Consider the following 13488-nt stretch of genomic DNA (forward strand, 5'->3'; position numbering starts at 1 on the left):
GATCGCCCGCATCGTGTCACCGCCGCGCCCCGGGCGCACGCACCGGGCGCGATTCGTTACGAGACGACGAAGGCGCGTGAGGTGCCGGTGAACGGGGTGATCGTGCCGTCGAGGCCTTTCGCGTCGCCGAAGTGGACGATGCGGTACTTGCCGACCGGGGTGCTCGCGGGGATGTCCCAGGTGACGGTCGCCGTGGACTCGGCCAGGAAGGTGCGCGTCCAGCGGTACCGGGTGGCCCAGTCGCCGTCGTCGGCGTGCCGCACCCAGGTGCCCTCCGCCAGGCGCTGCACCTCCAGGAAGGTCCCGTTCCGGTGCAGGTCGTTCTTCGGGTGGCCGGTCACGAACTCCACCCGTACCTGCTCGCCCCGCCGGTAGCCGCCGCGCGCCTCGGTGAGCACGTCGCCGAACCGCTTGAGCGGCGGCGGCGAGTCCACCACCACGCCGGGCTGGAAGTTCAGCTGGTCGTCCGACAGGTCCCGGGGCACCGGGCCGTGCGGCACGCTCGTGCCGGACGGCATCGCGGCGGCGAGCCGGGCGAACTCCTGCTGGTAGGCCGGCAGCGTGTAGCGGCCGAACAGCGTCGATGCGCCCTCGTACTGTTGCGCGTCGTACTCCTCCGGCGTGGTGACGTACTGGCTGTAGGCGTTCGCGTAGCCCTGCATGATCACGTTCTCCAACGGCACGCCCAGTTCGGCGGCGATCGTGCGGCGGATGCGCAGCCCGGCGACGATCGTGTACTCCGCGGGCCCGCCGACCAGGTACAGCTGCCCGAGCCGGAGGATCTGCAGCGGCAGCACCTCCGGCGCCCACGGGTACGGCTTCATCGCCCCGAACGGGACCGCGATCACCTTCGGCGCCTGCGCGTCGGCCAGGGCCTGCGGGATCGGCGCGTCCATCCCGGCGAGTGCGTCGAGGAACGGGTTGCGGACCCCTTCCGGCAGCGGCAGGCCGGGGCCGTCCTCGGTGCTGCCCGCGAGCATCGACACGCCGATCGCGGCGGTCGCGGTCGTGTGCCGGCGCCCGTCGGGTGTGTAGCGGCCGTCGACGGTCACCTTCGACATGTCCACGTAGCAGAAGCGGAAGTCCAGCTCCCCGGTGACCGGTTCGGTCGCGGAGTCGTAGGCGGCCTTGGCGGCGGTGAACTGGCGCTCGCCGATGATGCGGGTGTTGTCGAACTCGTTCTCCGTCGGTCCGGAGCCGGGCCCGAGGTTCAGGTTCGGGGACATGTCGCCGGAGTTGGTCTGCGGGAAGCAGGCGACGAACGCCGGATCGCCGTCGAGGTAGCGCGTGCCCTGCCCGTGTTCCCACGCGTAGGCGGCGTAGCCCTTGTTGTCGCCGCTGATCAGCTTGTTGGCGTTGGTCATGGACGTGCCGTGGGTGGCGAACCACGCGATCGCCCCCACGTCCCGGCCGCCCTGCCGGAAGCGCAGCACGGTCACCGCCGGGTCGATCGACAGCGGGAAGTGGTCCTTGTCCGCCCGCGGGTTCCGCTCGAACGCGGTGCGCGAGCGGTTGACGCTGGCGTCGGTCAGCTCGCCGCGGCCGAGCGTGATGGTGCCCGGCGCGAGGGTGCGGTGCGCCTGGTCGATCGCCTCGACGATGCCGTCCACCTGGGCGTCGTAGGCCTGCCGCTGGAACCCCAGGATCGACAGGTTGTAGGCGGCGTACCAGGACGACCCGCCGCAGCCCGCGTGCGTGTGGGTGGCGTTGAGCAGCACGTTGCGCTCGGTGTAGAGATCGCCGTAGTGCCCGGCGAGGCGGGCCAGGACGCCCTGGTGCACCGACTGGAACAACGCGCCCAGGTCGGCGTTGACGTAGACGATCCGGCGGCCGGTGGCGTCGGCGACGACGTAGGCCCGGGCGCGCGTGCGCTGGTGGATGCCGGCCGTCTGCTGCTGCGGCATCGAGTAGCCCATCATCCCGTACTCGGCGGCCGGGCCGGTGACGTCGGCGATGCCCACGCCGATCAGGTAGCGCCCGCCTGCCGTGGTCGTTGCTGCCGCGGCCGCCGCCGGTGCGGTCAGGGCGCCCACGGCGAGTGGGGCAGCGGCCGCTCCGGCCAGGACGCTCCTGCGGCTCACGGGCATCGGCGCCCCACCTCCGTCAGACATGAAGCCATTTCAGGTTTGACGGAGCTTAGAAGAGCGCGGGGCGATGTGCCAACCCCTCGATCGGAGGGCCGCGCCCGGACCGCCCTCGCCCCGCCTCATCCCAGCGCGGCCGCGATCCTCCGCAACGTGGGCGCGTCCCCGCGCAGCAGCAGCGTGGTCACCACGGTGTCCTCCCAGGCGGCCAGCTCCGCGCGGATCTTCTCCGGCGGGCCGATCAGCGAGGTGTCCTCCACGAGCGAGGTCGGGATCGCGGCCGCGGCCTCGTCCTTGCGGCCCGCCAGGTACAGCTCCTGCACCTTCTCGGCCACGTCGGCGTAGCCCAGGCGCGCGAAGACGTCCTTGTGGAAGTTCACCTGCCTGGCCCCCATGCCGCCGATGTAGAGCGCCAGCGACGGCTTGATGAGCCCGGCCGCGGCCTCGACGTCGTCGTGCACGACGACCGGCACCGAGGCGGCCACCTCGAAGTCCTCCTGCGTGTGACGGGCTCCCGGGCGCGCGAAGCCCTCCGCCAGCGCCGCCCGGTAGAACGCGTCGCTCTTCGGGGAGAAGAACAACGGCAGCCAGCCATCGCAGATCTCGGCCGCCAGCGCCACGTTCTTCGGCCCCTCGGCGGCCAGGTAGACCGGGATGTCCGGGCGCAGCGGGTGCACTGTGGACTTCAACGGCTTGCCCAGACCGGTCCCCCCGCGCAGCGGCAACTGGTAGGACTCACCCTCGAACGTCACCGGCTCGCGACGGGCGACCACGCGGCGCACGATCTCCACGTACTCGCGGGTCCGGGCCAGCGGCCGCGGGTACGGCTGCCCGTACCAGCCCTCCACGACCTGCGGCCCGGACGCGCCCAGGCCGAGGATGAACCGGCCGCCCGACAGGTGGTCGAGCGTCATCGCGGCCATCGCCGTCGCGGTCGGGGTGCGGGCCGACATCTGGATGATGTTCGTGCCGAGCTTGACCCGCGAGGTCGCCGCGCCCCACCAGGCCAGCGGGGTCAGCGCGTCCGAGCCGTACCCCTCGGCCGTCCACACCGAGTCGAACCCCAGCTCCTCCGCGGTCCGGATCGCCTCGAGCGCGCCCTCCGGCGGATGCGAGGACCAGTAACCGATGTGATAGCCGAGCTTCACGACACCTCCCGGGGTGCGTAGTGCGTGGGACTGTCCCGTTCGGACAGTGGCGGCAGGTTGCGCGCGGGCGTCTCCACGAGCGGGGCGTCCACGGGAACCTCACCGCGGACCCGGCGCCAGGCCGCGCGGGCGCGCGGGTGGTACCGGCGGTCGTGCGGCACGAACCGGAACGCCAACCCGATCCCGCGGCCGATCAGCCGGTGCAGCGCCTCCTCGCGCCGCGACCAGCGGAAGCCCAGCCGCGCCCGCACGGCCGGGTGGTACAGGCCGACGGTCCACCACACGAACGACCTCGCGATCACCACCCGCAGCACCCGCCACACCGCGTCGGGCATCCAGGACACCGCGGGCGGCTTCGCGATCCCCGTCAGGTCGAGCACGTCGCGGGTGGCCTTGTTGTCCTCGAGCACCTCGGTGCACATGTGGTCCCAGTACTCCCCGAACTCCTCCCAGGAGCCCGGGACCGGCCGCATGCTCATGCCGTAGAGCCGGTACCACTGGACGTGCTCGTCGAACAGCCGCCGCTTGTCCGCCTCGCTCAGCCCGCCCATCATCCGCTCCGCGGCGACCACGGTGAGCATGAAGAACGTCGAGTGCGCCCAGTAGAACGTGCCCGGGTTCAGGGCGTGGTAGCGGCGGCCGCGGGAGTCGACGCCGCCGATCGTGTCGTGGTAGCCGCGCACCGCGCGGGCGGTTTCGGCCGCCCGCGGGCCGTCGTAGACCACGCCGCCGATCGGGTAGAGCGAGCGGAACAGCCGCTCCCACCGCTCGGCGAAGAACCGCGAGTGCTGCTCCACCCCCGCGCCGAGCTCGGGGTGCATGTTCTGCATCGCCCCGGCCCACAGTGCCATGAGGAGGGTCCGCCAGTCGCCGAAGTACTTCCACGTCAGGGAATCGGGGCCCAGGGGCTGCGGTGCCATGATCCGAACGCTACAATTGACAACACCTGTAGTCAATTGTGAGGCCGGATGACCGAGAAGACCTGGGCGGGCACCACGCTGAGCGACCGCCGGGCGGCGCGGCGCGCCCAGCTGCTCGACGCGGGGCTCGACCTGCTCGGCACGGCGGGCAGCGCCGCGGTCACCGTGCGCGCCGTGTGCCGGCAGGCCAAGCTCACCGAGCGCTACTTCTACGAGAGCTTCGCCGACCGCGAGGAGCTGGTGGTCGCCGTCTACGAGCAGGTCGCCGCCGAAGCCCACCGGGCCCTGGTGGACGCGGTGCCGGACAGCGGGAGGGACCCGGCCGAGCGCGCCGAGGCGGCCGTCACCGCCTTCGTCGAGCTGCTGCTGGACGATCCGCGCAAGGGCCGGGTCCTGCTGCTCGCGCCGATCACCGACCCGGCCCTGTCCGCCCGCGGGGTGGCGCTGCTGCCCGCCTTCGCCGGCCTGGTCCGCGAGCAGCTGCCCGAGCGCATGGACGCCCTCGACCGGCAGCTGACCGCGATCGGCCTCGTCGGCGCGCTGACCCACCTGTTCACCGCCTATCTGTCCGGAACACCGGAGATGTCCCGCGAGCGCCTCGTCGAGCACTGCGTGCGCCTGCTGGCGCGTTCGTCCTAAACGGACTCGCGCTCCCGGGCGAGCTGGAGGGCGATGTCGATGATCATGTCCTCCTGCCCGCCGACGTAGCGGTTCTCCCCCACCCGGTACAGGATCTCGTGGGCGGGCACGCCGTACCGCTCCGCGGCGCGCTCGGCGTGCAGCAGGAAGCTCGAGTACACCCCGGCGAACCCCTGCACGATCGAGGAGCGGTCCATCACCGGCAGCCGCGTGATGAACGGCTTGACGACGTTCTGCGCCGCGTCCATCAGCACGTCCTTGTCCACACCGGTCCGCACCCCGAGCCGCTCGAACACCGCGGCCAGCACCTCGGTCGGCGAATTCCCGGCGCCCGCGCCGAGCGCGACGAGCGAGCCGTCGATCTGCTTCGCGCCCGCCCGGTGGGCCAGCACCGAGTTGGCCACGCCGAAGCTGAGGTTCTGGTGCCCGTGATAGCCCACCTGGGCCGCGTCGCCGAACTCGGCGACCAGCGCGGCCACGCGGTCCGACGCCTCCTCCAGGATCAGCGCGCCCGCGGAGTCGACCACGTACACGCACTGGCAGCCGGCGTCGACCATGATGCGGCCCTGCTTCGCCAGCGTCTCCGGCGTGGCCATGTGGGACAGCATCAGGAACCCGACGGTCTCCAGCCCGAGCTTGCGCGCCTCGGTGAAGTGCTGGACCGACACGTCCGCCTCGGTGCAGTGGGTGGCGATCCGCACCGCGCCGGCGCCCAGGTCGGCGGCGGCCTTGAGGTCGGTCACCGTGCCCAGTCCGGGCAGCAGCAGCACGGCGATGGTGGCCTGCTCGGCCTCGTCGACGGCGGCGGCGATCAGCTGCCGTTCGTCGACGAGCGAGAACCCGTAGTTGAAGGTCGACCCGCCCAGGCCGTCGCCGTGGGTCACCTCGATCAGCGAGATCCCGGCGGTGTCGAGAGCGCGGACCGTGTCGCGAACGTTGGCTTCGGTGAACTGGTGCGCCATCGCGTGGCTGCCGTCGCGCAGGCTCGTGTCGACCAGTCGCACCTCCGGCTCGGTCATGCCGGCACCTCCTGCGTGCGCTCGGCCGCGAGCAGTTCGCCCACGCGGGCCGCGGCGGCGGTCATGATGTCCAGGTTCCCGGCGTAGGGCGGCAGGTAGTCGCCGTTGCCCGCCACCTCCAGGAACACCGCCACCCGGGCCCGGCCCTGCCAGCCCGGCCGCGGGTCGTCGAACTGCGGCGCCGCCTTGAGCGTGTAGCCCGGCACGTAGACCTGCACGTCGGCGACCATCCGCTCGATGGACTCGGTGATCGCGTCCCGGTCCGCCTCCGGCGAGATCGCGCAGAACACGGTGTCGCGCATGATGAGCGGCGGTTCGACCGGGTTGATGATGATGATCGCCTTGCCCCGGGCCGCGCCGCCGACGACCTCCAGCCCCTTCGCGGTCGTCTCGGTGAACTCGTCGATGTTCGCGCGCGTGCCCGGGCCGGCCGAGCGGGACGACACCGACGCGACGATCTCGGCGTAGGGCACCTCGGTGACGCGGGAGACGGCGTGCACGATCGGGATCGTCGCCTGCCCGCCACAGGTGATCATGTTGAAGTTCGCCGCGCCGAGCTGGTCGGGCGGGGTCACCGCGGGGCACGTGAACGGGCCGACGGCGGCCGGCGTGAGGTCCACGGCCTGGATGCCGGCCTCGGCGTACCGCGGCGCGTGGGCGAGGTGGGCCTTGGCGGAGGTCGCCTCGAAAACGATCTCCGGGAGCTCGTCGCGCGCCAGCAGCCAGTCCACGCCCTCGGCGGAGGTCTCCACGTCCAGGGCGGCGGCGCGCTGGAGGCCCTCGGAAGCCGGATCGACGCCGACCATGTAGGCCACCTCGACGCGCTCGCTCCGGCGCAGCTTCGCGAGCAGGTCGGTGCCGATGTTGCCCGGCCCGACGATCGCGGCTCGTACCTTGCGGGTGCTCATGCGCCCACTCCTTTCGGGGTCGGCTCCACCGTGCTCGCCGCACTGGGGCACACTCAACGCATGTGTGCCGCTGAGCGGGACGACGGGATGACCGCGGCCCGGATCGCCGCGCTGCTCGGCGCGTTCCGCCCGGGCGACCGCGCGCTGGGCGCGTCCGAGCTCGCGCGCCGCACCGGCCTGCCCAAGTCGTCGGTGCACCGGCTCACCGGGCACCTCGTCACCAGCCGCCTGCTGGAACGTGACGGCACCGGCGTGCGGCTCGGGCTGCGCTTGTTCGAGATCGGGCAGCTGGCCGGCCGGGAGCGCGAACTCACCGACGCCGCCCGCCCCTACCTCGCCGACCTGCGGGAAGCCACCCGCAACACGGTGCACCTCGCGGTGCTCGAGGGAATCGAGGTGGTCTACCTCGACATCGTGCGCGGCCCGGACGCGCCGGCCCTGCCGTCACGGATCGGCGGCCGCTTCCCCGCCCACGCCACAGCCGTGGGCAAGGCGATCCTGGCGCACTCGCCGTCCTCCGTGCTGGACACCGTGCTCGCCGCGGGCCTGCCCAGGGTGGGGCCGCGCACGATCACCGCGCCGGGGCTGTTGCGGCGCCAGCTCGAGCGCGTCCGCACGGAGGGGGTCGCCTACGAACGAGAGGAATCGAGGGTGGGCGTAACCTGTGCAGCCAGTCCGTTGCTCGACGCGACCGGTCGGGCGCGGGCCGCGATTTCGATCTCGGGCTGGAGCAACCGGGTCCGGGTCGAACGCGTCTCTCCAGCGGTGCGCACGGCGGCTCTCGCTTTGTCGCGGGCCTTGCCGTAGGGTCGCGCACCACCGGGGAAGATCGACACGTACGGGGCTCGTGGCCGTATCGCCCAGGCCACGGGATGTTAGGGAGGATTGGCGTGACCACCGCGACCACCCAGGTTGACGACCTTCGGCTCGTGGCTGCACCGAGCGCTGTCAACTGCGCCGAGATGTTCGTCCGCTTCGCGCTCCTGGAGTGGAAGCTCAAGCCGCTGGCCGACGACGGCGCGACGGTCATCCGGCACCTGGTGCGGTCCTCGGTGGAGGGCGCCGACAAACGATCACCCCGGTTCCTGACCGTGCGGCTGCGCCTGCACCGCGACGTCGTGGTCGTCGAACTCGACGACGACCGCCCCGGCGAGCCCCCCGAGCTGCCCGGCTGGACCATCAACACCGTCGCCCTCCCCGGCGGGCACCGGACCGCGTGGTGCGAGCTGCCCCTGCCCACCGGCCTCACGGGCGCCCTCCCCACCCGGTCCCCGCACCGCCTGCCCAGCCCCGCCACCGAGTACCCGCCGCAGGAACCCCTGCCGGAGCCGGACTTCCTGGACTCGCAGATCCTGCAGCGGGTCCTGCACGGGCTCAACGGCTCCGCCCGCTGAGAGCGCTTTCACCACTTCCCCGGCACGCGGGGCCGGGCTCAGGCCAGGCCCCGCACCGCCTGGGCGGGCGGGCGCTCCCCCGCGATCGTCGCGACCATCTCCAGCACGCGGCGCGTCTGCTGCACCTCGTGCACCCGGAACACCTGCGCGCCGTCGCGTGCGGCCAGAGCCGTGGCGGCCAGGGTGCCGTCGAGGCGCTCGGTGATCCCCGCGCCCAGCGTCTCGCCCACGAAGTCCTTGTTGGACAGTGCCATCAGGACCGGCCAGCCGGTCGCGGTGAGCACGTCCGCGTGGCGCAGCAAGGCGAGGCTGTGCCAGGTGTTCTTGCCGAAGTCGTGCGTCGGGTCGATCAGGACGCCGCCGCGCGGCACCCCGAGCGCCACGACGGCCTCGGCGCGCTGGGTGAGTTCCTCGGTCACCTGCCCGACGATGTCGTCGTAGCGGACGCGGAACGGGCGCGTGCGCGGCACCGCTCCCCCGGTGTGCGAGCAGACGTAGCCCGCGCCGAACTCGGCCGCCACCTCCGCCAGCTCCGGATCGGCGCCGGCCCACGTGTCGTTGAGCAGGTCGGCGCCCGCCTCGCAGGCCAGCCGCCCGACCTCGTGCCGCCAGGTGTCCACGCTGATCACCAGGTCCGGGTGCCGTCGCCGGATCTCCTCGACGAACGGGACGACCCGGCGGATCTCCTCGGCCACGCCGACATCGCTGCCGGGGCCGGCCTTGACGCCGCCGATGTCCACGATGTCCGCCCCTTCGGCGACGGCCCGGCCCACGGCCGCCAGGGCATCGGGGTCGGCGAAGGCCGCACCCCGGTCGTAGAAGGAGTCGGGCGTGCGGTTCACGATCGCCATCACGAGCGCGCGGTCGGAGACGATGCGCCGTCCGCGGAAGACCAAGTCGACTGCCACGACCTCATCATGCCTGCCGTGGCGGGTGCGCGATAACGCGCGTTATGGCCTAAGTTGCTTCCAGGAGAGCGAAGGGGGTGCGCGCTGATGGCCACCCGACACGGTCCGGCGGGGCCTGCCGACAGCCACAGCAGGGAGAGGTTCCTGCAGGCCGCGCTGACCGTTCTCCTCAGGCAGGGCGTGTCCGGGCTGACCGTGCGCAGTGTCGCCGAAGCGGCCGGCACCTCGACCATCGGGGTCTACACGCGGTTCGGCGGCCGCAACGGCGTGCTGGACGCCTTGTACGAGCGCACTTTCGAGATGCTCGGCGAGGAGTTCGTGGCGGCGCCGCGGGTTCCCGGCGACCCGGTGGCGGGGATTCTGGCCCTGGCGCACGCCTACCGCCGGTTCGCGCTGGACAGCCCGGCGCGGTACGCGTTCATGTTCGAGCAGTCGGTGCCCGGCTTCGACCCGGACCCGGATCTGCGGGCGTACGCGCAGCGCAGCACCTTCGACCTGTTCGTGGACCGGATCATGCCGGTGATGCCGCCCGGGAAGGACCCGAACACCACCGGGTACCTGATCTGGACGACGATGCACGGGCTGGTGAGCGTCGAGCTGACGCAGCGCGCGCGGACCACGCCGCCGAAGTGGTTCATCGAAACCTCGGACGACGCCTACGACGACCTGTTCACGTCCGGCGTCCGCGCCATGCTCACCGGACTCGATCTCCGGCTGGGTTGACCCCGCCGCCCACGCCACCACCGGCCCGACGCCGGCGGCCGGCGGATCCCGCGGACACGACTGTGGCCCCCGGTCTCCGCGGAGACCGGGGGCCACGTGACGATCAGTCAGCCGGGGCTAGACGCTCACGCGCCGCCCGACAGCTTCTCGCGCAGAGCCGCGAGCTGCTCGTCGCTGGCGAGGGTGCCGCCGCTGCGCTGCTCCGCACCGCCGCCGGTCGAGCTGTAGTTCTGCTCGCCGCCGCCGACCGGGCCACCGGTGGCCTCCTCGGCCGCCGCCTGGGCGTTGGCCTCGGCAGCCTTGGCGATCTGCCGCATGTGGGCCTCGTAGCGGGCGTGCGCCTCGGCGTACTGGCGCTCCCACTCCTCACGCTGCTTGTCGTAGCCTTCCTGCCACTCCTGCGTGTCGGGGTCGAAGCCCTCGGGGTAGATGTAGTTGCCCTGGTCGTCGTACTCGGCGGCCATGCCGTACTGCGTCGGGTCGAACTCGCTGTCCGGGGTGAAGCCCTCGTTCGCCTGCTTCAGCGACAGCGAGATCCGGCGGCGCTCCAGGTCGATGTCGATGACCTTGACCATGACCTCGGTGCCGACCTGCACGACCTGCTCCGGGATCTCCACGTGGCGCTCGGCCAGCTCGGAGATGTGCACCAGGCCCTCGATGCCCTCCTCGACGCGGACGAACGCGCCGAACGGGACGAGCTTGGTGACCTTGCCCGGCACGATCTGGCCGATCGCGTGGGTACGGGCGAACTGGCGCCACGGGTCTTCCTGGGTGGCCTTCAGCGACAGGGACACGCGCTCGCGGTCCATGTCGACGTCGAGCACCTCGACGGTGACCTCCTGGCCGACCTCGACGACCTCGCTCGGGTGGTCGATGTGCTTCCAGGACAGCTCCGAGACGTGCACCAGACCGTCCACGCCGCCGAGGTCGACGAACGCACCGAAGTTGACGATCGAGGACACGACGCCCTTGCGGACCTGGCCCTTGGCGAGGTTGTTGAGGAACTCGCTGCGGACCTCGGACTGGGTCTGCTCGAGGTAGGCCCGGCGGGACAGGACCACGTTGTTGCGGTTCTTGTCCAGCTCGATGATCTTGGCCTCGAGCTCGCGGCCCACGTAGGGCTGCAGGTCGCGGACCCGGCGCATCTCCACGAGGGAGGCGGGGAGGAAGCCGCGCAGGCCGATGTCGAGGATCAGGCCGCCCTTGACGACCTCGATGACGGTGCCCTTGACGGGTTCGTCCTTCTCCTTGAGCTCCTCGATCGTGCCCCAGGCGCGCTCGTACTGGGCGCGCTTCTTGGACAGGATCAGCCGGCCCTCCTTGTCCTCCTTCTGGAGGACAAGGGCCTCGACCTCGTCACCGACGCTGACGACCTCGCCGGGATCGACATCGTGCTTGATGGACAGCTCACGCGAGGGGATGACGCCCTCGGTCTTGTAACCGATGTCGAGCAGCACCTCGTCGCGGTCGACCTTGACGATGGTGCCCTCAACGATATCGCCGTCGTTGAAGTACTTGATCGTCTTGTCGATCGCGGCGAGGAAGTCTTCCTCCGACCCGATGTCGTTGACGGCGACCTGGGCGGCGCCGGACGTCGGGGCGGTGGTGGTGTCGGTGGTCATTAGGTGGGTTGCTCCGGTTGGTTTACGGCTCGAGTAGGTTTGCAGTTTGCGCGCGCGGTGGGCGTGCGACGGCAACCATGAGCAAACGTTCACAACGGAACGGCCGCGGAGCATCACCGCCGACGGTGCGCGACCCGGAACCCGGCTCAGCTCGGCCGAGTGGAAGGTAGCGCGAACCCACTGCGCTAGAGATATCGTACGCGGCCGCCCGCGTGCCAGACAAACAGGGTCGCCCACCCGGACGTCCGGCCGCCCGCCGGTGAGAATACCGGTGTGACGACGGCGGACATCGACGACGACGGAAACGGCGGCGGGGAGCTCGACCCGGACCGGCACACCAGGGCCGAACACCGCCTGGGCACGGTCGGCGTGGCTCACCGCGACGTGGGCGCGCGGGAGGCGACGACGGCGAACCTGGCCTGGTGGGACGCCGACGCCGACGACTACCAGGCGGCCCACGGCGGCTTCCTCGGCGACGCGGACTTCGTGTGGTGCCCGGAAGGCCTGCGCGAGGCGGACGTGCACCTGCTGGGCGAGGTCGGCGGCCGCCGGGTGGTGGAGATCGGCTGCGGCCAGGCGGCCTGCTCGCGCTGGCTCGCCACCGCGGGCGCGCGGCCGGTCGGGCTCGACCTGTCGGCGGGCATGCTCCGGCACGCCCGCGAGGGCGCCGCCCGCACCGGCATCGACGTCCCGCTGGTCCAGGCGACCGCGGAGCGGCTGCCGCTGGCCGGCGGCAGCATGGACGCGGCGTGCTCGGCCTTCGGCGCACTGCCGTTCGTCGCCTCGATCGAGACCGTCTTCGCCGAGGTGCGCCGCGTGGTGCGGCCGGGAGCGCCCTGGGTGTTCGCGGTGACTCACCCGATGCGGTGGATCTTCCCGGACGACCCGGGCCCGGCCGGGCTGACCGCCAGTCAGCCCTACTTCGACCGCACCCCCTACGTGGAGATCGACGGGCAGGGCCGCGCGACCTACGTCGAGTACCACCGCACCGTGGGCGACTACGTGCGGGCGCTGACGGCCACCGGGTTCGTGCTCGAGGACCTGCTGGAGCCGGAGTGGCCGGAGGGGCACACGCGCGTGTGGGGGCAGTGGAGCCCGTTGCGCGGCAAGCTGTTCCCGGGCACCGCGATCTTCCGGGCCCGCGCGTGTCCGTGAGCGCGGCGCTGCTGTCCGCGCAGCGGGCCCGGTTCGCCGCCCTGGACCCGATGCTTCCGCCGGCCGCGCCGCCGCCGGAGGGCGACGTGCTCGTCGCGGCCACTGCCGACGGCACCCGGGTCAGCGGGGTTGTGCAGGTCCAGCGGCACGAGCCCGGCTCGTTCGACCTGCTCTGGTCGGCCGCGCAGGTGTGGCAGCTGTTCCCGGTCACCGGCGACACCGGCACCGAGGGCATGGACGCGCTGCTGCGGGCGTGGCGGCACCGCATGGACCGCGAGTCGCCCGGCCCGGACTCCTCCTGCACGGTGACGTGGCCGAGCCGGGACGCCGAGGCGGTGCGGGCGTTCCTCGACCACGGACTGATCCCGCTGTCCGTCCTCGCGGTGCGCACGGCTCCGCCGGCCGAGCACCCCCTCCCGCCCGGCGTGACCATCCGCCGCGCCGGCCCCGAGGACCTCGAGGAGGTCGTGGCGCTGTCGCTGGCCACGTTCCGCTACTCCAGCCTGGTCGCCGGGCCGTGGCGTGCGGGCACCGCGGAGATGATCACCCCGCGGCTGGCGCGCAACCTCGCCGCGGGCGCCCCGATCTGGCTGGCCGAACGGGACGGCGTCGCGGTCGCCCTCGCCGACTGCGGCTGGGTGGAGGCGCTGCCCGGCTCGTGGGCGGCCGAACTGCTGCCCGCCGGGCAGTGGGGCTACGTCAACAGCGTCGCGACCAGCGAGCACGTTCGCGGCGAAGGCATCGGGCGCGCGCTGATGGCGCGGGTGCACCGCGACTTCCACGAGCGCGGCGCCCGCGCGACCTACCTGTACTTCAACCCGGCCAACCCCTTGTCCTCGGTGTTCTGGCCGCGGCAGGGGTACCGCCCGGTGTGGTCGTACTGGGAGGTGCGGCCGGCGTCGGCGCTGCGCTGACCCCGAGTTGCCGTCCGCCGGGACCGGTCGTACTCTTTGAACTGACCAGTCAGT

At 72.2% G+C, this 13488-nt stretch carries 13 protein-coding genes; 6 read left to right on the forward strand and 7 right to left on the reverse strand.

The annotated features are described in order from the left end of the window. Nucleotides 1-56: 56 nt before the first annotated feature. From FB470_RS29115 to FB470_RS29125, 3 genes are all read right to left on the reverse strand, one after another. The gene (locus FB470_RS29115) at nucleotides 57-2087 is read right to left on the reverse strand and encodes a neutral/alkaline ceramidase (protein WP_306999535.1); all 2031 of its coding nucleotides are present in this window, start codon (nucleotides 2085-2087) and stop codon (nucleotides 57-59) included. A gap of 119 nt (nucleotides 2088-2206) precedes the next feature. Beyond that, nucleotides 2207-3232 carry an LLM class F420-dependent oxidoreductase gene (locus FB470_RS29120; protein ID WP_306996599.1) on the reverse strand — a complete coding sequence of 342 codons (1026 nt, stop codon included), beginning with the start codon at nucleotides 3230-3232 and terminating at the stop codon, nucleotides 2207-2209. Next, nucleotides 3229-4152, reverse strand: a complete 924-nt coding sequence (locus FB470_RS29125) for an oxygenase MpaB family protein (RefSeq protein ID WP_306996600.1) — start codon at nucleotides 4150-4152, stop codon at nucleotides 3229-3231. Before FB470_RS29125 ends, FB470_RS29120 begins: the two co-directional genes overlap by 4 nt. A 48-nt stretch (nucleotides 4153-4200) precedes the next feature. Here FB470_RS29125 and FB470_RS29130 point away from each other — a divergent pair, with 48 nt between their 5' ends. Then, entirely contained in the window at nucleotides 4201-4791 is a 591-nt protein-coding gene (locus FB470_RS29130; RefSeq protein WP_306996601.1) for a TetR/AcrR family transcriptional regulator, read from the forward strand. On the opposite strand, the gene dmpG is transcribed toward FB470_RS29130, so the two are convergent. Both dmpG and FB470_RS29140 read right to left on the reverse strand, forming a co-directional pair. Continuing rightward, entirely contained in the window at nucleotides 4788-5810 is a 1023-nt protein-coding gene (gene dmpG / locus FB470_RS29135) for a 4-hydroxy-2-oxovalerate aldolase (protein ID WP_306996602.1), read from the reverse strand. The two genes, FB470_RS29130 and dmpG, sit on opposite strands and share 4 nt — an antisense overlap. After that, the gene (locus FB470_RS29140; protein ID WP_306996603.1) at nucleotides 5807-6718 is read right to left on the reverse strand and encodes an acetaldehyde dehydrogenase (acetylating); all 912 of its coding nucleotides are present in this window, start codon (nucleotides 6716-6718) and stop codon (nucleotides 5807-5809) included. The genes dmpG and FB470_RS29140 overlap by 4 nt, the downstream gene beginning before the upstream one ends. 60 nt (nucleotides 6719-6778) lie before the next feature. Here FB470_RS29140 and FB470_RS29145 point away from each other — a divergent pair, with 60 nt between their 5' ends. After that, entirely contained in the window at nucleotides 6779-7525 is a 747-nt protein-coding gene (locus tag FB470_RS29145) for an IclR family transcriptional regulator (protein WP_306996604.1), read from the forward strand. 122 nt (nucleotides 7526-7647) lie between these two features. Next, the gene (locus FB470_RS29150) at nucleotides 7648-8112 is read left to right on the forward strand and encodes a hypothetical protein (RefSeq protein WP_306996605.1); all 465 of its coding nucleotides are present in this window, start codon (nucleotides 7648-7650) and stop codon (nucleotides 8110-8112) included. Nucleotides 8113-8150: 38 nt separating this feature from the next. Here the strand turns inward: FB470_RS29150 and folP are convergent, their stop codons facing one another. Continuing rightward, nucleotides 8151-8963 (reverse strand): dihydropteroate synthase, encoded by an 813-nt coding sequence (gene folP / locus FB470_RS29155; protein ID WP_306999537.1) that lies wholly within the window; start codon nucleotides 8961-8963, stop codon nucleotides 8151-8153. A gap of 144 nt (nucleotides 8964-9107) precedes the next feature. Between folP and FB470_RS29160 the strand changes: the two genes are divergently transcribed. Next, a complete protein-coding gene (locus tag FB470_RS29160) occupies nucleotides 9108-9743 on the forward strand; it encodes a TetR/AcrR family transcriptional regulator (protein WP_306996606.1) in 636 nt (211 codons plus the stop codon). Nucleotides 9744-9868: 125 nt separating this feature from the next. Here FB470_RS29160 and rpsA read toward each other — a convergent pair whose 3' ends face one another. Continuing rightward, nucleotides 9869-11365, reverse strand: coding sequence for a 30S ribosomal protein S1 (rpsA, locus tag FB470_RS29165; protein ID WP_306996607.1), 1497 nt, complete (start codon nucleotides 11363-11365; stop codon nucleotides 9869-9871). Between the two features lie 273 nt (nucleotides 11366-11638). Between rpsA and FB470_RS29170 the strand changes: the two genes are divergently transcribed. Both FB470_RS29170 and FB470_RS29175 read left to right on the forward strand, forming a co-directional pair. Further along, nucleotides 11639-12520, forward strand: a complete 882-nt coding sequence (locus tag FB470_RS29170; protein WP_306996608.1) for a class I SAM-dependent methyltransferase — start codon at nucleotides 11639-11641, stop codon at nucleotides 12518-12520. Beyond that, entirely contained in the window at nucleotides 12511-13434 is a 924-nt protein-coding gene (locus tag FB470_RS29175; RefSeq protein WP_306996609.1) for a GNAT family N-acetyltransferase, read from the forward strand. The genes FB470_RS29170 and FB470_RS29175 overlap by 10 nt, the downstream gene beginning before the upstream one ends. Nucleotides 13435-13488 lie beyond the last annotated feature (54 nt).

It is taken from the genome of Amycolatopsis thermophila (assembly GCF_030814215.1).
GTDB lineage: Bacteria > Actinomycetota > Actinomycetes > Mycobacteriales > Pseudonocardiaceae > Amycolatopsis_E > Amycolatopsis_E thermophila.